This window comes from Cupriavidus sp. UBA2010 (assembly GCF_002335265.1).
GTDB classification, from domain to species: domain Bacteria; phylum Pseudomonadota; class Gammaproteobacteria; order Burkholderiales; family Burkholderiaceae; genus Cupriavidus; species Cupriavidus metallidurans.
This window is the reverse complement of sequence record NZ_DDCI01000036.1, coordinates 327,468-349,725: the sequence shown is the minus strand read 5'-3', so window position 1 is coordinate 349,725 and position 22,258 is coordinate 327,468. Positions and strand designations below refer to the sequence as shown.

Genomic DNA, 22,258 nt, shown 5'->3' with positions numbered 1-22,258 from the left:
GCGCGCTCCGTCATCAGGCATTGAACGATGCCTTGTCCATCCTTTCCAGCCGGATTCGCCAGACGCCCAGCGCCAACGCGAGCATAAGCCCGAGCGGCAACGGCTGGAATCCGATCTCCGGACCTGTCACACGGCTCCACAGCGGCATCAGCCACAGCAGCACCAGCAACTCCCGCTCGCCCCGCAACCAGCCGGCGCGATGGCCGTGCGCGCCGAGCCAGGCAATTGCCAGCCCGAGGAACACGAGGTCGTAGTCATACAGGTAGGCCGGCACCAGCAACCCAGCCACCACAAGTACGGCGGCACGCAGCGCGAAGCTGCAGGGCCGGGACCACGCATACACCACCGACGCCAGCGCTGCCGCTGCCACCAGACCGTGTATCGCGTAAGGCAACAGCAAGCCGCCACTGATCAGCTTCATTGAGGCAAACACCGTTGGCATCCGCGCCATCAGTGCGGAGCCCTGCTCCACCGACTCGCGCGCCATGGCGGCGTTGCGCAGGAATGCGGCGAAGGGCTCCGAGCCGAACACCAGCAGCGACGCCACCGTCAGCACCAGCGTCGTGCAAGCCATGGCGCCCAGCGCACGCCAAGCGCGCGCGCAAAGCAGCGCCACCGGGACCATCAGCGCGAGCTGTGGCTTCATCGCCACCACGCCCAGCAGCACCCCCGCCAGCAACGGACGCGAGCGCAGGCACGTCAGTGCCAGGCCGGCGCAGCCCGCAAGCCACAGCGAGTTCTGTCCGGTGGCCAGCACCACCACGATGCCGGGAAACGCAATCGCCGCCAGCCGGGCATCGCGCCATGGCAACGTGCGACATAGCGCCCACGCAAACCAGGCAACGCCACCCACCAGAAACACGAACGTGGCCAGTCCATAGGGCACCAGCCCGAACGGCAGTACGAACCACAACGACATGGGCGGATACAGCCAGGGCAGCACACCATCGCCGATGGCAAGCCCGGGCACCGCGGAGAGTTCCACATGCCGCAGCGCGCCCAGATCGTAGGGCGCGGCCGCCCCACTGGATAGCGCCAGCTTCGCCGTGCTCCAGAACACGACGAAATCGCCACCCGGTGCGAATACGCCCGGTACCTTCAGCACGCAGGCGCGGAACAGCCAGATCCCGAAGTACAGCGCGTAACAAGCAATCGCCACGCACGAATAGAGCCGCAACCGGCTGGCATCGAGCCAATGCGAGCGTGACGCATCGTCCCGTGCCCGGCGCGCGGCAGCCTGCAGCGTGGCCATGTCAGGTTCCCACCGGCGCCGGCACCGACGCGGACGCAGTGCGGGCCATGGTCCGACGAACGGCCACGATCACAAGCAATGCCGAGATAACGGGGCCGATCTGCGGCATTCCGAGCTTGGGGTTCATCTGTTCGAAGATCGGCAACCACCACGCCACCAGGAACAAGAGGCGCTCGCGGTTGGACAGGCCATGACGAATGCCATCGCCGACGAGACCCGCGACCGCGATCCCCAGCCACGTCAGTTCGTAGTGACGGACATACGGCGTGGCCAGCAACGCGGCGGCGGCGAGCACGGCGGCGCACAGTGGCGCCTCGCGCGTGCGGGACCATACATAGACGACGGCGGCCGCGGCGGCGAGCGCTGCCAGCCCTTGCACGGCGTAGGCCGAAGCGCGGTTCAACCCTGACAGCTGCGCGGCGGCCAGCACCGATGGCATGCCGTACCACCCTTCCGGCGTGCCTTCCACAAGATTTGCGCGGGCCCACGCGACACTGTTCAGGAATGCCGGAATCGTCTCCCAGCCGCAGATCACGACGCTGACCGCCGCGAAGATCGCCGCCGTGGCGGCGGCGCTCGCCAAAGTACGAAAATGGCGACCCGCGATCAGCGCCACCGGAATCAGCAATGCCAGCTGCGGCTTGATGGCCAGCAGCCCGATCAGGACGCCGGCCAGAACCGGCCGCTTGCCCAGCAGGCAGATCGCCCCACCGACCAGCGACGCCGTCAGCAGCGAGTTCTGCCCGAGGATGACCGAGACCAGGACGGCCGGCGACGCCACCACCGGCAGCCACAAGCCGCGCCGCAGCATGGAGCCGGCTCCGACCAGCCCGCCAATCGCGCACAGGTAGGCATAGGCGCTTGCGGCGATGAACAGCACGTAACTGAACGCGAACGGCAATGTGGCCAGCGGCAGGACCACCAGCAGGAACGTTGGCGGATACAGCCACGGCAGGACGGCAGTGTTGCCGATGTCGAGCGGCCCGTAGGTCGCCATCACCTCCAGGTGCCTGGCCACGTCGTAGGCCCGCACTGCCCCCTCGCTCAGCGCCAGATACGATGCGCTCCAGAACACGGCGAAATCTGTACCCGGACGACTGACGTGGCTATCGGTGAAGCCCTCGGTGTACCAGGCCCACGTCACCATCAACACCATGAACAGGAACAGCACGGCCGCGCTGTAGACGCGGGCGCGATCCAGATCCAGCCACGCCCCGCCTTGCCTCCCCGTGTCCGCCCGCACTGCTTCCTGACTCATGACTCACCCCGTTCCCTTGTGTTCTTGCCTTATGTTCTTGCAGGTGCCATGCCGCGGTCTTGTCCGAACGTCGGCAACGCCTGGTGTTGCCTAAGTCTTGTCACGCGAGCGCGTTAGCGCAAGGCGCCCCAAGGGGTCGAGAACGAGCCGGCGCCCCGGAAAACGCGATCCGTGCGCGCGATGTTTCCTTCCTGAATCACGCGCGGATTAGAGGTGGAGAATGGCGTCGCACAAGCGATTGCGGGCGACGCGCGATGCCAGCGCACGTGCCGCCCCGCAACGCAGGCAACCACGCGCGTTTCCATTCGGAAACGTTGCCCTCCGCAGGGTCCGCTTCATCCATCAGTCGGGCCGGCGCAGGCATCGCGCAGTCATGCATCCACGGTTGTCATCCTCCAGGGCGAACGGTCTGCGTAATGCGCCGCACCTGACTACTTCTTTTGGATGAGCGACACATCCGCCCGACCTAGTGATGTCGGCGATCCATTCATACTGGGGCTGACCCGCCGGTGGGCTCATCCAAAATAAATCAGGGCCCAGCGTTTCCGGCTGGCAACGACGCGGGCCCGAAACGCGGCATTCCGCCCACATCGCCGCAGCACCCGCCAGGCGGGCCTCCCCGCAAAGCCTTGTGGGACAACGAATTCATCAGGGCTGGCCCACGGATTGCCTATGTCAGCCTGCGGCACCGTCACTCACGGTAAGCCGCAACTGCCAGCGAGCTGTTCGCCGCCGGCAGAAGAACAAAGATTCGGGGAGCAACACCATGCCAGCTATCGGTCAGCTCGTGAGAATGCATCGGACCATGGGTCGCATCTCCGCCGCTCGCAGCGGCGGCAGCGTGCCCTACCGTTGCATGGTTCGCGCAAGCCACGCCCAACACGCGGCACGGTGCATCCATGCCTCCGCCGAGCGACGGCTGCAGGCGCGTTGCCCTCACGGCGCAAGCGTCGGCGCTGGCCGTTGGCCATTTCATTGCTGCGCGATCTGCGCGCCACCGTCCTGCCGCTTCCTCCCGCTCTGAAATCACAGATGTCTGTTCGAAGTTTCTGTCCGTAGTCGCAAGCGTGCTTTTCAACCCAAGGAGTCCACCATGCAACGTCTGACCCAAAACCTGAAGCGTTTCGTACGTGACGAAGACGGCGTTACCGCCATCGAATATGGCCTGATCGCCGCACTGATCGCCGTAGTGATCATCGCCTCGGTGCAACTCGTCGGCACGAACCTGAGCAAGGTCTTCAGCCTCATCGGCGCCGAACTGGCCTGACGGCTCGACGGTTCGCGGCGTGGCCGGTTCATGTGCCACGCCGCGAACCGTTGATACCGGCCATCACGGATCACCTCCCAAGGAGAGCCACATGTCCAACCACTTCGTCAGCTTGAAGGCGTTCCTCCGCGACGACGACGGCGTCACCGCCATCGAGTACGGCCTGATCGCCGCCTTGATCGCGGTCGTGATCATCGCCTCGGTGCAGCTCGTCGGTACGAACCTGAGCAGCATCTTCAGCACGATCGCCTCGGAACTGTCCTGAGCCTAGTCACCCGACACGACACGCCATCGAGGAGACCACCATGTCCAGTCTCAAGATCATGTGCAGCACCTTCCGACGTGACACGCGCGGCGTGACGTCCATCGAGTACGCGTTGCTGGGAGCGCTGATTGCCATGGTCATCATCGGCGCGGTGAGCCTCCTCGGCACCAATCTCAAGGCGCTCTACGACATGGTCGCCGCGGAGGTGCCCTGATAAGGGCCGCACCATTCCAGAACGAGCCGAGCACGCCATGACCACCATCCCGACGCTCTCACCCTATATCGGTCCCACCGTTATCGCGGTGGTACTAACCGCCGCCGCCACGGATCTGCAGCGGCGCCGCATTCCGAACTGGCTGACGTTTGGCGCATGGCTGGTGGCGTTGCCCGTCCAGATGACGATCCACGGCCTGGCCGCCGGCGCGTCCACATGGGCACTGGGCTGGCTGACGGGCCTTGGCATCTTCCTGCCCATTTACCTGCTGCGCGGCATGGCCGCCGGCGACGTCAAGCTGATGGCCGCCGTGGGTGCGTGGCTCGGCGCAAGCCTTGCCGCATCGATCGCGCTGGCGTCGTTCGTCATTGGGGGCGTGTGGGCCCTGACCCTTGTGCTGGCATCCGGCAAGGGCCGCCAGGTCGTGCGCAACCTCGGCGGGATCGCACTCACTGGACAAGGTGGCGCATCCGTCGGCTCCCTGCCCTATGGGGTGGCGATCGCGGCCGGCACGCTGACCATGCTGTTCGCCAGCACGTGATGGACCAACCGGACCACAAGGGACAAACACAAGGGGAACGGCAATGTTAGAGCACCATGAAGCAGGCCAGGCAACAAGACTCCCCGAGGCAGTCGCCTCGATGGTGCGGCATGCCCAGGCTGATCACGACGCGCTGCCGGCCTGGCACGTTCCGCCGCGATCCATCGCGGATACCGGTCTGGAGATCTCGCTGCTGCTTGGGCTGTTGCTGAAGGCCGCCTACCTGCACCGCAGCGTCTCCCTGACGATCCTGACGGACACGCTCAAGCTGCCTGCCTCTGTGGTGAACGAGATCGCGGCGGTCGCCGTTCGCGAGCGGCTGCTGGAAGTGGCCCATCGCGGCGCCAGCGACATCGACGTGCGATTTCGCCTGACCGACGCCGGCTACGCCCGCGCCGCGGAGACCTCGGCCCGCTGCAGCTACGCCGGTGCCGCGCCGGTCACGCTTCAGGCTTACCTCGATGCGATCCAGCATCACTCGATCCATCACACATCGGTCACGAAGGCGGATGTCACCGCGGCATTCCACAACCTGGTGGCGCCGGTCCATCTGCTCGACAGCATCGGCATGGCACTGAACACCGCCCGCGCGCTGATGATCTACGGCCCGCCGGGCAGCGGCAAGACCTACCTGGCGCAGCGACTCGGTGCGCTGTTGCCCGGCGCGGTGCCCGTGCCCCATGCGATCACCGTGGCGGGCGAGATCATCCAGATCATGGACCCGCTCGTGCACACGCCCATCGACGACAGCGAGGCTTCGTCCGCCCGCCGGTCAATAGACCGCCGCTGGGTCGTCTGCCATCGTCCCGTCGTGCTGACCGGCGGCGAACTGACGCTGTCGATGCTCGACCTGCGCTACGACAGCAACTCGGGCTTCTATCAGGCACCCCCGCACATGAAGGCCAACAACGGCATCTACATCGTGGATGACCTTGGCCGGCAGATGGTCGGTGTCGAACAGTTACTGAATCGCTGGATCGTGCCGCTGGACCGCGGCATCGACATGTTCACGCTTCATAGCGGCGTGCGGTTCTCGGTGCCCTTCGACGTATGGCCGGTGTTCTCGACCAACCTATCGCCCACGGACCTCAGCGACGATGCGTTCCTGCGCCGGCTTGGCAGCAAGCTCTACGTGGGGCCGCTGCCGATCGACGACTACCGCGAAGTCTGCCTGCGCACGGCCACCGAACTCGGTCTGACGTGGCCGGAGTCCGCCTTCGATTTCCTGCTGGAGAGCCTGCATTTCTCCAGCGACACCCCCCTGCTCGCGTGCATCCCGCGCGACCTGTTGCGGCTTGTGGCATCGCACGTGCGCTACCACGGCCACGCACCGCAAGTCACGGAAGAGAGCCTGTGCCGCGCCTGGCAGGGCTACTACGGATTGCAGGGCAAACCGGAAGCACCACCGCCGGACAACGAACACCGCTGGCCCGCCGGCCATCGTGCAGCGGGCTGAGTCAGCCCAACCAGGAAGGAAGCAAGTACATACGTAGGGGAGAGTCATCATGAAGAACACGCGAGCAATCCTGATGCTGCTGATTGCGCTGGTGGCCGGCGCGGCGGCGGTGGTTTCCGCATCCCGCTGGCTGCTGCAGCAGTCGTCCAGCTCGGTCAAGCAGGTGGTGGTGGCCGCGAACGATCTCGATCTCGGCCAGCCGCTCAACGGCAGCCAGCTCAAGCTCGTCAGCTGGCCCGCCGGCAGCGTGCCGCCCGGAGCGTTCGAAGATCCCAAGACGCTGGACGGACGCGTGGTCCGCACCAGCCTGCAACGCGGCGAACCCATCATCGACGCGAAGCTGGCGCCGGTGGGCACCAAGGGCGGCCTCTCCGCCGTCATCAACGACGGCAAGCGCGCCATCACGGTTCGCGTCAACGATGTGGTGGGCGTGGCTGGCTTCGCGCTGCCAGGCAATTACGTCGATGTGATCGTCAACACCAACGAGGACTCCAAGAGCGCGCAGAACGGCAGCATCTCGAAGATCGTGCTCGAGAAGATTCTGGTGCTGGCCGTGGCGCAACAGGTCAGCCGCGATGACACGCAGCCGAAGGTGGTCAACGCCGTGACGCTGGAAGTCTCGCCGGATCAGGCCGAGAAGCTCGACGTGGCGCGCAGCGTGGGAACGCTGTCGCTGGTGCTGCGCAATCAGATGGACGTGGCCGACATCAACACTGGCGGCGCCACCAAGCACACGCTGCTCGGCAAGGCCGAACTGCCCGCGCCGGCTCCGCTCGCTGCGCCGGCTCCCGTTACGCGCACGGTGGTCAAGACCCGCACGGTCGCCGCCGCACCGCGCGCTGGCAACTGTGTCGGCGTGCTCGCAGGCATCCAGGGCAGCCTGGAGTGCTTCTGACCGCAATGGATGAAACAGCCGAAGCACCGAGACACCCAGACGCTTAGCGCATCCAGATCCGCTTCACTCTCCGGGGGGAGATCAAAAATGAACCAGAAGACAACTGAAGCAGCACGCGGCACACGCCACTTCGTCCTGGCTGCCATCCTCTGCACACCACTCGCCGCCGCGGCACAGGTCGCGGTAGAAGCCGGCAACGTCGCCAGGTCGACCACGCCGGCGGCGGCCTCGCCAGCCGTCAAGGTCCCGGGAGGCCCGGTGCAGATGACCATCAGCATGGCGCCCGTGCCCGCCGCCCCCTCGATTGCCGCTGACGCCCGTGGCCCGAACTGCTCCGGCGCGATCCGCAACGAATCGAGCGTGATCGTGCCGATCGGCAAGTCGCAGCTGATTCCGCTGCCTGAGCCAGTGCGCAACCGTACCCTGGGCAACCCGAACGTCGTGCAGGCCACGATGGTGTCGCCGCAGACGCTCTATGTCCTCGGGCGCACCGTGGGCACCACCAACATGATCGTGCAGGGCCGCAGTGGCGGTTGCAGCATCATCAACGTGGTGGTCAACGCGGACGCTAACGGATTGCAGACCTCGCTGGCCCAGTTGCTGCCGGGTGAATCGGGCATCCGCGTGATGACCGCCGCGGACAATCTGGTGCTGACCGGCAGCGTCTCCAGCTCACAGGCGGCGCTGCAGGCCATGGATATCGCCCAGGCGTACGCCAACGCGGCACAGGGCGACGGCGCCAACGGCAAGAAGGGCGGCGTGCTCAACATGATGTCCGTCGACACCCCGCAGCAGGTGATGCTGGAGGTGAAGGTTGCCGAAGTCTCCAAGACGCTGCTCAACCAGCTCGGTTCGGCAGTCAATATCCAGGGCGGCTTCGGATCGTGGACCGGTGGCGTGATCTCGAACTTGCTCACGGGCGCGGCGGCCGGCATCTTCGGTAGCAAGGCCAATAACAAGCCGTTCAATCTCGCGATCGACGCGCAGAAGAACGACAGCCTGGTAAAGGTCCTGGCCGAACCGAATCTCGTCACCATCAGTGGTCAGGAAGCCAGCTTCCTCGCTGGCGGCAAGATCTACATCCCGGTCGCGCAGAGCAACGCGCTCGGTGGCGCCTCCACCATCACGCTGCAGGAAGAAGAGTTCGGCGTGGGGCTGAAGTTCACCCCGACCGTGCTGGCCAACGGACGGATCCACCTGAAGGTGTCGCCGGAAGTCTCGGAACTGTCGCCCACTGGCGCAACAGTCAGCGGCAGCACGCTGACCGGACAGACGATCCTGCCGCTCATCACGACACGCCGCGCCTCCACCACCGTGCAGATGCGCGATGGCGAGAGCTTCGCGATCGGTGGCCTGCTGCAGGACAGCGCACGTGGCTCGCTGAAGGCACTGCCTGGTGCCGGCGAGGTTCCGGTGCTTGGCACGCTGTTCCGCAGCACGCAGTTCCAGCAAGACCTGACCGAGCTGGTGTTCATCATCACACCGCACCTGGTCAAGCCGATGCAGACGCAGAACTACCCGCTGCCGACCGACGGCTTCACCACGCCTGACCCGCTGTCGCTCTACTTCATGGGCAACATGGAAGGCAAGGGCAGGCCTGCTCCGCAGCCGGCACCGGCGCCTTCGCAACCCGCCGCGCCCGCCACGGCACCTGCTCCCGTGCCTTCGACCCCGCGCAGCGAAACCGGCCCGACCACGTCGGTTCCCACCAGCCCCACTCCGATCGGCAAGCTCCTGGACGAGCCGGCGCCGTCGGCCCCCGCGGCTTCGCCAGCACCAGTGGCAACCGTGGGGCCACGGCCGCCCCAGGGGCCCGCGCGTGACCTCGTAGCCGCCACCCCTCCCGAGGACAACAGTGCGCGTGTCGCGCGCATCGAGGCCACCGCGCTCCGCCTGGCCCAGGCAAGGGCCGGGGCTGGGGCCGCGACCACCTCCGGCACCACGGGCAGCAACTGATCCGCCACGCGCAAGGGAAACCAAGGAGAACGATCATGAACAAGACACTCAAGCTTTCGCGTGGCGCCACAGTGCTGGCGTTTGGCACCCTGGCCTGCATCGGACTGTCCGGCTGCATGACCTCGACGCCGTCGTGGGACCAGCATCGCGGCGAGGCCCTCGCCGCGGTCAAGCAGCAGCAGATCATCAACCCGGATGCGCCGGCCGGATTGCCGACCATGGACGGCACCGACGGCAAGACCGCCGTAGCCGCCATGCGTAACTTCGACCGCTCGCTGATCCGCTTCCAGACCGGCACGGGCAGCCCCGTCGGTGGTTTCGGCATCGACTTCGGCGCGGGCGGGTATGGCGGCGTGGGTATGGGCGGCGGCAGCCAACGCTAAGCAAACCGCGGGGAGCACCATCATGTCCACAACCAGGTCTCGCGGCATGTCACTGCCTCGCATTCACGAGAGGCAGCGCGGCGCCGTTGCCATCATCGTCGGCCTCATGATCGTGGTGCTGGTCGGCTTCATCGGCCTGGCACTCGATCTCGGCAAACTGTATGTGAGCAAGAGCGAGTTGCAGAACCGCGCGGATTCGTGCGCGCTGGCCGCAGCGCGCGACCTGACCGGTGCTACCCCGCTAACGGTTTCCGAAGCCGCCGGCCTGACCGCGGCGGCCCGCAACCTGGTGCTGTTCCAGGGCAATCTGGAAAAGCAGCCGAACATCACGTCGGCCGAAACCGTGACCTACAGCGATTCGTTGGCGGATCCCTTTCTGGACAAGAACTCTGTCACCTACGCGCTGAACACGATCAAGTACGTCAAATGCGACGTCTCGCGCGGCAACATCGCGAACTGGTTCGCGCAGGTGCTGAATGCAATTCCTGGCATCCACATCGGAGCGAACACGGTTGGGGCCTTCGCTGTCGCAACGACGACCTCGGCGCAGACCACCTGCGCGATTCCTGTGTACATCTGCAGACCCGACACCGCTACGCCGGCGGTGCCCGGCGGATACACGATCGGTCAATGGCTGACAGCCAAGATAGGGACCTCGGGCGGGGGCGTCTACGGAGGCGGGAATTTCGGCTGGGCCGACCTGAGCGGTGGCAAGGGCAACACACCTGCTCTGGACACCCAGCTTCAGGGAGCGGGGCAATGCAATCTGCCCGCCTTGAACACCCAGATCGGGACAACCGGCAACAAGGCCTCGCTCGCGGACGCGTGGAACAGCCGCTTCGGCATCACCACGAACAAGACCACCGGCGTGACCGACTTTACGGGTTTCGCCTACACGAGCACAACGTGGACGGCGCAGAGCAACGCTTACAACGGCACATCGACGGACAGCAAGGGTACCTCCCAGCCGAACTTCCTGGCTGCCCGCAAGGCTTATCAGCCCTATCAGGGGGACTCCGTTACCGGCCTGAGCACGAAAGGCACAGCCGCGTCGCAGGCCACCTATCAGGCTGGCGCTGACCGGCGCCTGGTGCTGGCGCCGATCGTTGACTGCTCGACGTTCAGCACGCCGGGCACCCATCAGGCCAACGTCACGGGCTGGGCCTGCGTGTTGATGGTCGACCCCATGCAGCAGGGCGGCAACATCGACACGGTACATCTCGAGTATCGCGGCGACTCGAGCCTGCCAGGCAGCCCCTGCGCCACGCAGGGCATGCCGGGTGCGAGTACCGGCGTCGGCCCGCTCGTCCCAGTGCTGGTGCAATAGGCGTCAAAACGGGAGTCGATCATGAAACGACTGACCAACGCACACAGGCAATCACGCAGGCGCCAGCGCGGCGTCGCCGCAGTCGAGTTCGGCATCATGCTCGTGCCGATGCTGCTGATGGCGTGCGGCGTGGCCGAGTTCGGCCGCGCGATCTACCAGTACGACACGCTGACCAAGGCCACCCGCTCGGCAGCGCGCTACCTGTCGCAATACTCGCCCGATGACGTCGCCTACCCGACGGCGGCCACCAAGTGTCTGGCGGCCTATGGGAACACCGCCTGCTCGGGCCAGCCTCTGGCACCCGGGTTGACCACCGCCATGGTGATCATCTGCGATCGCGTCGATTCGTCCGGCTGCCCCGGCGCCACCCAAACGTTCAGCAACGTCGCAACCTACGACAGCACCAGTGGTGGCAGCGGCACGCAGGCCGGCACCGTGAACCTGATCGCCGTCAGGATCAGCGGCTACACCTACACGCCGCTGCAGTCGTTCATCAACGTGTCCGGCCTGACTTTCGGCGACATCACCACCGTCATGAGGCAAGTGCTATGAAACATCGCGCCCATCCGCTCCGCGTCGCACGCCAGCGCGGCCTGGCCGCCGTGGAGTTCGCCCTTATCGCCGGCATGTTCTTCACGCTGCTGATCGGCATCATGGAGTTCTCGCGCGTGCTGTTCTACTGGAACACTGCGGCCGAAGTCACGCGCATGGCCGCGCGATCGGCCGTGGTCTGCGACTCCGGCGCCAGCATCATCAAGACCAGGATGGAGAACATGCTGCCGCTGCTGCAGGACTCGAACATCAGCGTGGTCTACGCCCCGACGGGCTGCGACAGCGATCCCGCCACGGCGCGCTCCACCTGTCAGACAGTAACCGTGAGCGTGTCCAACGTGACCATCGCCACCATGATCCCCGTGACGCGGTTGCGCATCGGCATGCCGCCGTTCACGACCACCATGACACGCGAGAGCATGCAGACATCGACCGGCGGGTCGGTTTGTAGCTGACATCCAATACACCCATTCCATCCATCCGACCCGAACATCGCGAGGACACCATGCTGAAGATCCTGATTGCATCCGATGACACCGCACGGCTGGCGGAGATCAATCGGCTCGCTACCATCGCCGGAAACTTCCAGACCACGTCGCTGCAGGAAGGTCTGGCTCGGCTGCCGTTCCAGGCGAGCCGGCTGCGCATGGCCGATCTGCTGGTGCTCGACCTGCCCGAAATCGGACCTGCGCAGATGTTCGGGGTGGAAACCCTGCGCCAGCAGCACCCCGAACTTCCCTGCATCCTGATCACGCAATCCCAGGACTCCAGCGTGCTGATCCAGGCGATGCGCGCCGGCGTGCGCGATGTGTTGCCCTGGCCGCTGGACAAAGGCCAGCTTGTCGAGGCGCTGAAGCGCGTGGAAGCCACACACGTGCCGCGCATGCAGGAGGTAGCGCAGGTCATATCGATGATCTCCTGCAAGGGTGGCGCGGGCACCAGCTTCGTGGCCGCAAACCTTGGCGACGCCCTCGCCCGCCACTTCGGCAAGCGCGTGCTCGTCGTCGACCTGAACCGCCATTTCGGGGATCTCACGTACATCGTCTCGGACAAGGCGCCGCCCAGCACGTTGTCGGAGATCTGCAGCCAGATCGATCGCATGGACGCGGCGTTCCTGGAAGCCTGTCTCGTTCACGTGGACAACGGATTCGACATGCTGGCGGGCGCGGCCGACCCGGTGCGTGCCAGCCAGATCCAGAAGGAAAAGCTCGAGTGGATCCTGTCGGTCATGCAGCCGAACTACGACTACGTGATCTTCGATGTCGGGCAGAGCATCGACCCGCTGTCGATCAGCATGCTCGACCACAGCGACCGCATTTGCGTAGTGACCGAGCCGAGCATCGCATTCGGCCGCCCCAGCCGACGGTTGCTCGACATCCTGCGCGCGCTGCACTACCCCGACGACAAGATTCGCGTGGTGCTGAACCGCGTAGGCCGCAAGAACGAAGTGCCCCGAACCACGATGGAGGAGATCTTCGGCATGAAGGTGTCCTTCACCCTGCCAGACGATCCGGCGGCCGTGGACGAAGCCGTCAGCCACGGCGAGCCGGTTGCGAAGCTGAGCAAGCGCAGCAGCATCGCCCGGGCGCTGCAGGCGATGGCCATGCAGTTGGCGCCCTCGCATGAAGCCGAGCGCCGCAGCCGGCAGGAGGGCGTGTCGCCGTTGCGCAAGCTGATGCTGCGCGCCCGTAGCACCTGAATCCGCAGGCCATCGATCCGTCAGAGCCATCAGAGTCGTCAGTGCCATCCGTGCCACCCGAACCGAATACGCTTAGCAAGGAGTCCATCATGTCAATCCGCGAACAGCTCGCCAGCGCCGGGACACCCTACACGGCAAATGGTCACGCCGCGATCCATTTCTCGATGGCCACCAACACGACATCGCCCGGGTACCACGCGCTGAAGCGCGACGTGCACGAGACCGTGCTGGACCGCGTGGAGCTGGAACGCCTGGCGCACTTCCCGCAGGAACAGGTGCGCCAGGAGATTGCCTCGCTGGTAAGCCTGATCATCGAGGAACATAAGGTGCTGCTCAATGACAACGAGCGGCGACAACTCACCGTCGAGATCTATGACGAGATGTTCGGCTTCGGGCCGCTGGAACCACTGTTGAAGGACCCTTCGGTCTCGGACATCCTGGTCAACACGGCACGGCAAACCTACGTGGAGCGGCGCGGCAAGCTCGAGCTGACGAATGTGGTGTTCTATGACGACGCTCATCTGATGAAAGTCATCGAGAAAATCGTGTCGCGCGTCGGGCGCCGCATCGACGAAACCAGCCCGATGGTGGATGCGCGCCTGCCGGACGGCTCTCGCGTCAACGCCATCATCCCGCCGTCTGCCATCGATGGTCCGCTGCTGTCGATTCGTCGCTTCTCGGTGAACCCGTTGCAAGTGTCCGACCTGGTCGAGCTGAAGAGCCTCACGCAGCCGATGGCGCAAATGCTGCAGGCGCTGGCGCATGCCAAGATCAACGTGCTGGTCTCGGGCGGCACGGGCAGCGGGAAAACCACGCTGCTGAACATCCTGTCCGGTTTCATCCCGGAAGACGAACGCGTGGTGACCATCGAGGATGCCGCCGAACTCCAACTGCGCCAGCCTCATGTCCTGCGCCTGGAAACCCGGCCGCCCAATATCGAGGGCAAGGGAGAAATCACCCAGCGCGCGCTAGTGCGCAACGCCCTGCGGATGCGCCCTGACCGCATCATCCTCGGCGAAATCCGTGGCGGCGAGGCCCTGGACATGCTCAACGCCATGAACACCGGCCACGAGGGCTCGCTCACGACGATTCACGCCAACACCCCGCGCGATGCGCTGACGCGGCTCGAGAACATGGTCAGCATGGCAGGCCTGACCATGCCGGCCAAGGCCATGCGCCAGCAGATCGCCTCGGCGATCACCGTGATCGTGCAGGCGGCGCGTCTGACAGACGGCCGGCGCAAGATCATCAGCATCCAGGAAATCACCGGCATGGAAGGCGACATCATCAACACGCAGGAGATCTTCACGTTCCAGCGCACAGGTGTGGCCGAGGATGGCGCGGTCCGCGGCCACTTCAAGGCCACGGGCGTGTATCCGAAGTTCGCGGAGCGGCTGCGCGTCTTTGGCGTCGGGCTGCCGGACGAGACCTACGATCCCGCGCGGCGCTACGAAGTCTGAGCCCACGCACTGATCAACGACAACATATCCGGGGGGTAACACATGAGCACGATCTTCTATGCCTTCGGCATCCTGCTGTTCGTCGCCGTGGTGCTCAGTGTCGAAGCCATCTATCTGTGGTGGAACAATGCCCACGGCCCCGCGGCCAAGCGCATCGAAGCGCGGCTGAGAGCGCTTTCGGCCGGCGGACACGTCAGCGCCGAACGGCTGTCCATTCTCAAGAAGCGCCTTCTCAGCGATTCGCCGCGGATGCAGCGCTGGCTAATGAGCGTGCCGCGTATCGGCGCGCTGGACCGCTGGCTCGAGCAGTCCGGCAGCACATGGTCCGTGGCACAGCTGTTCGGCTACTGCGGCCTGGTGGTGCTGTGCGCGGTGGCGCTGATTCCGTTGGTGCCGGTGCCGCTGCCGATCATACTGGGCTGCGTGGCATTCGTCTGGTTGCTGCCGTTCCTGCATGTCATGCGGCTGCGCACCAAGCGGCTCAAGCAAATGGAAGTGCAGCTGCCAGACGCCGTCGACATGATCAGCCGCGCGCTGCGTGCGGGCCACTCGTTCGCCGGGGCGCTCGGCATGGTCGGCCAGGAAATCAAGGCGCCGCTGGGTCCCGAGTTCCGCACCACGTTCGAAGAGATCAACTATGGCGTGGCGCTCGACGAGGCCATGACGAACCTCGCCATGCGTGTGCCTGTTGGCGACCTCCGCTACTTCGTCATCGCCGTGCTAATCCAGCGCGAGAGTGGCGGCAACCTGGCGGAGATCCTCGACACGATCGCCACGATGGTGCGCGAGCGGCTGAAGCTCTTCGACAAGATCCGCGTGCTCTCGGCCGAAGGGCGACTCTCCGCGTGGATTCTCGGCCTGCTGCCGTTCGGCACGGCGGGCCTGATCATGGTGGTCAACCCGGGATTCATGCGGGTGCTGTGGGAAGACCCGATTGGATGGCGAATGGTGGGTACCGCCATGACGTCGATGATCTTCGGCGTGCTGTGGATGCGCAAGATCATCCGCATCCGGGTATGAGTCAGATAACAACAGGCAGGCTTGAGCGCGCATCCTGAGGGGGAGTCGATCATGCAAGACATCATGCAGGGGTTTCGGGCAGACCAGTTGATCGTGCTGGCGCTGGTCTTCGTTGCGGCATTCGGCACGGTACTTGGCGTGCTCTATGTGTTCTCGCCAGACCGCATGCGCGGCAGGATGGAACAGATCGCCAACGAGACTGGCACTGTCCCGGGCAACGCCGGGCAGCAGCAGGCCTGGGTCGAGAAGCTCGTGAAATGGGCGCAGCCGGTCTCGCGGCTCTCGTTGCCCAAGGAGGGTTGGGAGAATTCGCAGCTGCGCGTGCGCTTCATGAACGCCGGATGGCGCGATGCGAGCGCCGCCCCGCTGTACTTCGCCGCCAAGACGCTGCTGGCGGTGGCGCTCCCGATGATCGGACTGATCGCGACAAGCAGTGTCCCGGCATTCCAGGAACAGAGCATGATGTTCGCGGTGCTGGCAGTGCTGGCCGCGATCGGTTACTACATTCCGAATATCGTGCTGTCCCGGAAAGTGACGGCACGCCAGAGAACGGTGTTCGAGGAGTTCCCCGACGTCATCGACCTGCTGACGGTCTGCGTGGAAGCCGGCCTCGGCCTTGATGCCGCACTGATGCGCGTGGCCGACGAACTTGCGCTGCGCTGCCCGGTGCTGGCCGACGAACTGCAACTGATGCTGCTGGAGCTCCGCTCCGGCTTCTCGAAGGAGAAAGCGTTGAGCAATCTGTCGCTGCGCACCGGCGTCGAGGACGTCGACAAATTCGCGTCCATGCTGATCCAGGCGGACCGTTTCGGTACCAGCCTTGGCGAATCCTTGCGGGTGCTGTCCGACATGCTTCGCACCAAGCGCCGGATGCGCGCGGAGGAGCAGGCGGCGAAGATTGCGCTGAAGCTGCTGTTTCCGCTGATTTTCACGATCTTCCCCACACTCCTGCTGGTGTTGCTAGGGCCCGCGTTCATCCAGATCTACCGCGTGTTGCTGCCAACCATGACCGGCACCAACTGACGGTCGCACAAGCGGCGCCTTGCCATAGCGGTTCCCCCGGCTGTCTCGCCCTGGTGCAACACCAGGTGGACAGTCTTGCCCGGACAGTGTCCGGGCTTTTCTGCTTTCTGCGGCGACGACGCGTCAGTGACCCGGTCGTGGCTGGCGGCTTGACCCGCGCGCCAGTCTTCTGAAAAATACTGGGCAAACCCATCCCCCACCCCTGTCCGTACAGTCATCCGGGAGCCGCCGCATGAAGATCCGCATCCTGAGCGATCTGCACATCGAACACAACATGCCCGAGGACGTCCCCGCCTGTGGCGCGGACCTCACGATCCTGGCCGGAGACATCGCCAACGGCCGCGACGGCATCGACTGGGCGGCGCGCGTGTTCGAGGGGCCCGTGCTCTACGTGCCGGGTAATCACGAGTACTACGAAAGCACGTTCGACGCAGTGGATCGGCAGATGGCCGACGCGGCCGGGGAGTCGGGGAATGTCACGCTGCTCAGCGACGGCATCGCCGAGTTCGAGGACGCCGCAGGCCAGCGCGTGCGCGTGATCGGCACCACGTGGTGGACCGACTACTGCCTCTATGGCGTCGATCGTGTCGACGAAGCCATGCAGGCGTGCTCGCGCGTGATGTTTGATCATCGCCTGATCGCTACCGCCGATGCCGACGGCCAGCACCGCCCATTCACGCCCGCCGATGCGCTGGCTCGCCATCACGCGGCCACGGCGTGGCTGGCCGGTGCGCTGGCGCAACCGTTCGAGGGCAAGACCGTGGTGGTGACCCATCACGGCCCCGATCTCGGTAGCCTCGATGCACGCTATGCGCACGACATCGTCTCGGCCGGCTTCATCTCCCGCCGACCCGATCTGGTGGCCCAGGCCGACCTCTGGATCCATGGCCATACCCATACGAGCTTCGACTACTGGATCGACAGTTCACGCGTGGTGTGCAACCCGCGCGGCTATATCTCCCGACGCAGTGGCGAGCCGGAGAACCCGGCGTTCGACTGGAGCAAGGCTGTGGCGCTTTGAAGCGGCTTATGAATACGAATCTTGATTTGTGTTCATAAGAGACATACTGCCTACGCCGTACTCCGGCAAGCGCGGGCCGGTCTCGTTACTGCCGCGCATCTCGCCGCATCAAGGCGACAGGCGCCGACGGTCGTCACGTATCGCTCGTTGCGCCAAGCTGTGACGCCTGCGACTTGAGTGCACCTGACGGCACCCCGATACGTTCGAGGACATTCCCACGCGCCTCGATCTTCACGGGATCGGTCTTCTTCCACTGCTTCTTCGGGATGACCAGCTTCCACACCGCGTTGTTGCCCACGTCGCGGAACAACGCTGCGACGCCAACGTACTCGCAGTCCTCTCGTATCGGTTCTGCAAGACTCACGCTCGCCGCCGGGCGCAGCACCACATCGTTGCTTGCGAGCAGATCCGCCTTCAGCGACTCCAGGTCATTTGTCTGCAACTGCACGTAGCTCAGCTGTTCGAAAGCCTGCGGCGTTTTCAACTGATAGATCCGCACCACTGTCGACAACGATTCGCCTGCGCTGTTTGTATTCAACGACGACCGGCTGACGAGATCGAGGTTCATGGTCTTGACCTGCGTCGTGAAGGCCCACTTCGCTGCTTCCACTGTGCTGTTCTTCACGGCTTGTGCGGCCCCGCATCCGGCAACGGTAAGGGTGGCGACTAAGGCTATGCCCCCGTTTCGCAGCGCTTGCTTCATCGTGTTCATCCCTTTGTTCTAGTGTGCGGCTTGATTTCATTGACTGCGATGGCTTGGCGGCGCGGATGCACCGGCGCTGAGTCCATTCCATGTTCCCAACTGCACGCGCGTGATCGCGTCTTTCCGGGTCGCGTTGGCGGTGGCCACGGAGTACTGGAGTTGCGTGCTATATCCAAGGTTCACTTCATTCGAGTTCAGGACCGGAGCCGGCATCAGCGCTGGCCTCACCTGCATTTCCAGATGCGCGTGCGCGGCATGGCCGAGATAGAAACGCAACAGCGCCATCAGCTCCCGGTGCATGGCCCGACCCGGCATCAGCCCAAGCACCGATTCGGGCGTCTGGGGCGTGATCACCACACTCACGGTGTTCGCCCGGTCGTAGAAGCCGCGTCCCAGCACGCAGTTCTCGCCGAGTGGCATGCGCTCGGTGGCATCGAGGCGCACCCACACGGGGTAGAACTCCTCCACCAGGATCTGCGCATCCGGCACGGCGTGCTGCAATACGCCAGCAAGACCCTCGGCAGTCCGCGTGCGCTGGCTGGCCAGTCCCAGCATCGACAACAGCTTGCGCGGGCTGACGGTACCTTCGACGTGTTCGCCCTGTGCAACGCTTGGCTGCCCGGCTCCCGGCTCGCGCAGCCCCAGCCCGAGCAGACTGAGCAGGTAGCGTGAAACCTCGTCTTGTCCGCCCGGCAGGAAACCCATCGGATAGCGATACTTGCGCGCGACCCGGTAGAACTGCGTGACAACGCGGTGGTGAAACAGGTCCAGGAAGGCCGCCAGCGGCTCCGCGCCATCGCGACGCTGGGCAATCTCGTCCACGAAATAGGACGGCATACGCGCGTCGACGCCGTACAGGCCAAGGAAGGCCGTGCGGATGACTGGTGGCCGGTCGGGGTCGTCATCGTCGTACTCAACCGCATCGATCTCACGTCCCGGAAATCCAAGCCCCCCACTGGAGCGGAAGCGCACCGGTTCGTCGGCCAGGGAATCCGTGGTGCCCAACGGCGGGCGATGCGGCGCGGACAGCTCGATCAGTTCACAAAGCCGGAAGAAATTCATCCGGTGTGCATTGGCGAGCAACGCTCGCAACAAGGGGCCTTCCTTCGGGGGTGACATGGTCTGACTCGGTGCGCTCAAAACGGAGCCCCCTCCCCTTTGCTGTCGGGCCACACCTGGCGCTTGCCGCTAGGCTGCGACACGATCACCAAGCGCGTATAGAGATTGACGGTTGCGTATAGCGACAGGAAGCGGTTAAGCATCTCGCCAAACAATTCCACATCGCCTTCGCCGGCAAAGCGCGTGCTATCCAGCACCACTTCGATCTCCACGCCGCGCAACAGGCCGCCTTTGACGAGCTTCTGGAGCGGGCGGTGCCGCACGTCTGTGATGGCCTCGATACGCCGACGGTTCAGTTCCCCATCGGTCCAGTCGTACAGCGCCAGGCTGCCGCGCAAAACCTCGGCGTCGAGCAGCGACAGGTAGTTGGGCGCCAGGTGCGACAGCACGCGCCAATGGAAGCGATCGGCGGTAGGTGGATACACCGGCAGCGTCGGCGCGGTCAGGTTGCGCACGGTGCCAATGTGCGTAAATCCCCCGCTCGTGCGGGTGATGCCTGCCTCGCGCAGGCCCTTGCGCGGCAGCATGCCATTGGTGCCGATGACCGACAGTGACAGCGTCTCCTCGGGCAGGGACTGTTGATGATCCCAGGCGTGCCCTCCCAGCACCACCCAGGTGTCGAACCTCCCCGAAGGACCGCGGCGCACGCGGGTGTGGAAATAGCGCTCCGGCATCTCGTGGCGCAGCATGCCACCCCGGTGGCGGAACGCGGCGAACGGCGCGTACTCGAAGCGCTTGCCACTGCCCGCCTCGAAGCCCCGTACGGTTTCCACCGAATAGGGCTCCACATGTTGACCATGCTGTTCCATGGCCCGCACCCGGTACTCGGTCTCGAAGTGGGTGATGGTGATCGGGTCGGCTTCCAGCTCGAACAAGTTGATGATCGGCGTGCAAAAGAGGCGCACGTTATCGGCCGAGAAGCGCATGTCATCCGGGAACGGCCGATTGAGTATCACCTCCACATCAAAGTGCTCGATGCCTTCCGGGATGGCGTCCAGATCGAGCCCCACGAGATCTACGAACATGAACTTCTCGGGGAAGGTGAAGTACTCCAGCAACAGTTGGTAGCCCCCGAAGGCGTTGTCAGCCTTCGGCCACAGGCGTTCCTCGGTCGCGAATCCGGCTGGCTCCAGCCGCACCCCCGTCATCGGCTGCGGTGCGCCGGGCCGGTCGGCCGGATAGCCCGGTACCCGCACTTGTATGGCCAATGGCTCAGCGGTGAGCGCCGAATAGAGCGCCAGCGCCAGCGGACGATCGGCATGCAGGTAGAGCCGCAGGCGCGGCACCGCCAACTGCTCGCGGCGCCCCTGAGTTTGTAGTGCCAGCCGCAGCCGGATGACCGAGCGGCCATCCTCGCGCGCATAGGCGTTGGCTTCAGTGAGCCGCAACGGGTATAGATCGACCGGTTGCGTGGTCCGGTAAGTGCATTCGACACTGCCCTCACTCCCGCCTTGTATCGCGAGCGCGATGGGGTCGGAGACCACCTCCAGCCCGGCCGGCAGCGTTTCATGGCGCTGCAGCGTTCCGCCGTTCGGGGTCAGTTCCAGGATCGACAATGACGGGATCATGCGCAGGTAATGCGGCCATAGCATGCTGACCAGGCCCTCGGTCAGTTCCGGCAACTCGTCGTCCAGCTTATGGCGCAGCCGCCCCATCAGGAAGGCGAAGCCCTCGAACAGCCGTTCGACGTGGGGGTCCCGCTCGCCGATACGGTCGATGTTGAGCATGCGGGCGCGGTCAGGGAACGCCTGTGCGAACTCCTTTCCGGCTTCGCGCAGGTAGCGCATCTCCGCTTCGTAGTAACGCAGGATCTCGTTGTCTTGGGTGGGATGGTTCATGCAGTACAGGATGGGTACGCTTTAGGCGGCGGCGGCGGCGACGGCCACGGCCACGGCGCGGGCAGGATCGATGGCGATCAGGTCGCCCACCAGCGCCTCGATGCGCGCGCTCAGGGCTGCCTTGTCCGCGTCCTTGCGGGTGAGGCGCACTTTCAGCAGGCGCAGCAGTTGCTGCTTGACCTCGAACGCGAGGGCGGGCTCCCAGTTGGCCAGCTGATAGCGCTGGGTGCCAGATTCGAGCGCGGACAGCAGGTGCAAGGCAGTATCGGCCCGGTCGGCGCGCTCGGCCACTCGCGCCATCACCAGTTGCCGCACAAAGCGATCGCGCTCGCCAGCCGGTGCCGGCAACCCCTGCAGCCAGGCAAAGGCAGCCTCCAGGCTCTGCTGTGCGGCGAGGTCGGCCGCCTGCGCTTCCGTTTCCGCCAAGTCGGTACTCACAGAGGCCACCGCAACCGGCGTCACAGGTTCGCCGCGCTCGATATCCCGCACGGTGGCGTAGCGCGCAATCCATTCGAGCGTGGCGTCGTCAGCAAACGGCGTGCCGTCCGAGAAGGCAAGCTGGTCCAGGCCCGGCAGACGTTCCAGCATCAGGGCGCAGTCGGTGGCCAGCAGGTCGCGCACGCGTGCGTAGGCGCCACCCGCCTGGTCCTGCGCCATGAACGCGTAGTACTGCAAGTCCAGCCAGAAATGATTGGCGCCCTCGGCGAAGGCCGGCTCGATCCGGTCGAGCAATTCCGGCCACTGCTTTTGCAACGCCAATCGCTTGATTTGCGCGCGTAGTTCGGCGCGTGGGGCTATCAGACGGGTCCTGCCGCTAGCTTCATGCGGCGGCGCCTCGGTAAGGGTGTCCCAACGCACGCAGCGCATCAGCCGGTAGGCGGCGAGATAGCCGTCGGGCTGCTGGCGCAGGAACAGCGCCATCTGGCGCGCCCGATCCACCAGGTCGCGCGTGGAGGCCACCTCTCCGTCCAAGAGCGACGCCGTGGCGAGGGCTTTCGGAGCAGCGATG

21 protein-coding genes and 1 pseudogene are annotated in these 22,258 nt (G+C 65.1%); 16 read left to right on the top strand and 6 right to left on the bottom strand.

What is annotated here, in order from left to right:
• Window positions 1–13: 13 nt before the first annotated feature.
• Window positions 14–1,252: a glycosyltransferase family 87 protein gene (locus B2246_RS28805; protein WP_286879667.1), complete on the bottom strand. Its 1,239-nt coding sequence runs from the start codon at window positions 1,250–1,252 to the stop codon at window positions 14–16.
• Window position 1,253: 1 nt separating this feature from the next.
• Window positions 1,254–2,510 carry a glycosyltransferase family 87 protein gene (locus B2246_RS28800; protein WP_286879666.1) on the bottom strand — a complete coding sequence of 419 codons (1,257 nt, stop codon included), beginning with the start codon at window positions 2,508–2,510 and terminating at the stop codon, window positions 1,254–1,256.
• Window positions 2,511–3,603: 1,093 nt separating this feature from the next.
• Here B2246_RS28800 and B2246_RS28795 point away from each other — a divergent pair.
• From B2246_RS28795 to B2246_RS28720, 16 genes are all read left to right on the top strand, one after another.
• Window positions 3,604–3,777, top strand: coding sequence for a Flp family type IVb pilin (locus B2246_RS28795; protein ID WP_008644847.1), 174 nt, complete (start codon window positions 3,604–3,606; stop codon window positions 3,775–3,777).
• Window positions 3,778–3,868: 91 nt separating this feature from the next.
• Window positions 3,869–4,042, top strand: a complete 174-nt coding sequence (locus B2246_RS28790) for a Flp family type IVb pilin (RefSeq protein WP_008644846.1) — start codon at window positions 3,869–3,871, stop codon at window positions 4,040–4,042.
• A 40-nt stretch (window positions 4,043–4,082) separates the two neighbouring features.
• On the top strand, window positions 4,083–4,256 hold the full coding sequence (locus tag B2246_RS28785) for a Flp family type IVb pilin (protein ID WP_008644845.1): 174 nt from the start codon (window positions 4,083–4,085) through the stop codon (window positions 4,254–4,256).
• 37 nt (window positions 4,257–4,293) lie between these two features.
• Window positions 4,294–4,797 carry an A24 family peptidase gene (locus tag B2246_RS28780; protein WP_008644844.1) on the top strand — a complete coding sequence of 168 codons (504 nt, stop codon included), beginning with the start codon at window positions 4,294–4,296 and terminating at the stop codon, window positions 4,795–4,797.
• A 43-nt stretch (window positions 4,798–4,840) separates the two neighbouring features.
• On the top strand, window positions 4,841–6,253 hold the full coding sequence (locus B2246_RS28775; protein ID WP_286879665.1) for an ATP-binding protein: 1,413 nt from the start codon (window positions 4,841–4,843) through the stop codon (window positions 6,251–6,253).
• A 49-nt stretch (window positions 6,254–6,302) separates the two neighbouring features.
• Window positions 6,303–7,148, top strand: a complete 846-nt coding sequence (cpaB, locus tag B2246_RS28770) for a Flp pilus assembly protein CpaB (protein ID WP_286879664.1) — start codon at window positions 6,303–6,305, stop codon at window positions 7,146–7,148.
• An 87-nt stretch (window positions 7,149–7,235) separates the two neighbouring features.
• A complete protein-coding gene (locus B2246_RS28765; protein WP_286879663.1) occupies window positions 7,236–9,104 on the top strand; it encodes a type II and III secretion system protein family protein in 1,869 nt (622 codons plus the stop codon).
• A 35-nt stretch (window positions 9,105–9,139) separates the two neighbouring features.
• On the top strand, window positions 9,140–9,487 hold the full coding sequence (locus B2246_RS28760) for a hypothetical protein (protein WP_286879662.1): 348 nt from the start codon (window positions 9,140–9,142) through the stop codon (window positions 9,485–9,487).
• Window positions 9,488–9,509: 22 nt separating this feature from the next.
• Window positions 9,510–10,814 (top strand): pilus assembly protein TadG-related protein, encoded by a 1,305-nt coding sequence (locus B2246_RS28755; protein ID WP_286879661.1) that lies wholly within the window; start codon window positions 9,510–9,512, stop codon window positions 10,812–10,814.
• A gap of 21 nt (window positions 10,815–10,835) precedes the next feature.
• A complete protein-coding gene (locus B2246_RS28750) occupies window positions 10,836–11,366 on the top strand; it encodes a TadE/TadG family type IV pilus assembly protein (RefSeq protein WP_008644461.1) in 531 nt (176 codons plus the stop codon).
• On the top strand, window positions 11,363–11,821 hold the full coding sequence (locus B2246_RS28745) for a TadE/TadG family type IV pilus assembly protein (protein WP_008644462.1): 459 nt from the start codon (window positions 11,363–11,365) through the stop codon (window positions 11,819–11,821). Before B2246_RS28750 ends, B2246_RS28745 begins: the two co-directional genes overlap by 4 nt.
• Window positions 11,822–11,871: 50 nt before the next feature.
• Window positions 11,872–13,065 carry an AAA family ATPase gene (locus tag B2246_RS28740; RefSeq protein ID WP_035881463.1) on the top strand — a complete coding sequence of 398 codons (1,194 nt, stop codon included), beginning with the start codon at window positions 11,872–11,874 and terminating at the stop codon, window positions 13,063–13,065.
• A gap of 89 nt (window positions 13,066–13,154) precedes the next feature.
• Window positions 13,155–14,525 (top strand): CpaF family protein, encoded by a 1,371-nt coding sequence (locus B2246_RS28735; protein ID WP_186426333.1) that lies wholly within the window; start codon window positions 13,155–13,157, stop codon window positions 14,523–14,525.
• 42 nt (window positions 14,526–14,567) lie between these two features.
• The gene (locus B2246_RS28730) at window positions 14,568–15,545 is read left to right on the top strand and encodes a type II secretion system F family protein (protein ID WP_008644465.1); all 978 of its coding nucleotides are present in this window, start codon (window positions 14,568–14,570) and stop codon (window positions 15,543–15,545) included.
• Window positions 15,546–15,596: 51 nt separating this feature from the next.
• Window positions 15,597–16,568, top strand: coding sequence for a type II secretion system F family protein (locus B2246_RS28725; protein ID WP_008644466.1), 972 nt, complete (start codon window positions 15,597–15,599; stop codon window positions 16,566–16,568).
• 232 nt (window positions 16,569–16,800) lie between these two features.
• Window positions 16,801–17,589, top strand: a complete 789-nt coding sequence (locus B2246_RS28720) for a metallophosphoesterase (protein ID WP_286879660.1) — start codon at window positions 16,801–16,803, stop codon at window positions 17,587–17,589.
• Window positions 17,590–17,722: 133 nt separating this feature from the next.
• Here B2246_RS28720 and tssJ read toward each other — a convergent pair whose 3' ends face one another.
• From tssJ to tssA, 4 genes and pseudogenes are all read right to left on the bottom strand, one after another.
• Window positions 17,723–18,292 carry a type VI secretion system lipoprotein TssJ gene (tssJ, locus tag B2246_RS28715; RefSeq protein ID WP_286879986.1) on the bottom strand — a complete coding sequence of 190 codons (570 nt, stop codon included), beginning with the start codon at window positions 18,290–18,292 and terminating at the stop codon, window positions 17,723–17,725.
• 36 nt (window positions 18,293–18,328) lie between these two features.
• Window positions 18,329–19,411, bottom strand: coding sequence for a type VI secretion system baseplate subunit TssG (gene tssG / locus B2246_RS28710; protein WP_286879659.1), 1,083 nt, complete (start codon window positions 19,409–19,411; stop codon window positions 18,329–18,331).
• Between the two features lie 17 nt (window positions 19,412–19,428).
• The gene (gene tssF, locus B2246_RS28705; protein ID WP_008644471.1) at window positions 19,429–21,249 is read right to left on the bottom strand and encodes a type VI secretion system baseplate subunit TssF; all 1,821 of its coding nucleotides are present in this window, start codon (window positions 21,247–21,249) and stop codon (window positions 19,429–19,431) included.
• A 21-nt stretch (window positions 21,250–21,270) separates the two neighbouring features.
• Window positions 21,271–22,215: pseudogene (tssA, locus tag B2246_RS28700) on the bottom strand (type VI secretion system protein TssA); the annotation flags it as partial.
• Window positions 22,216–22,258: the final 43 nt, after the last annotated feature.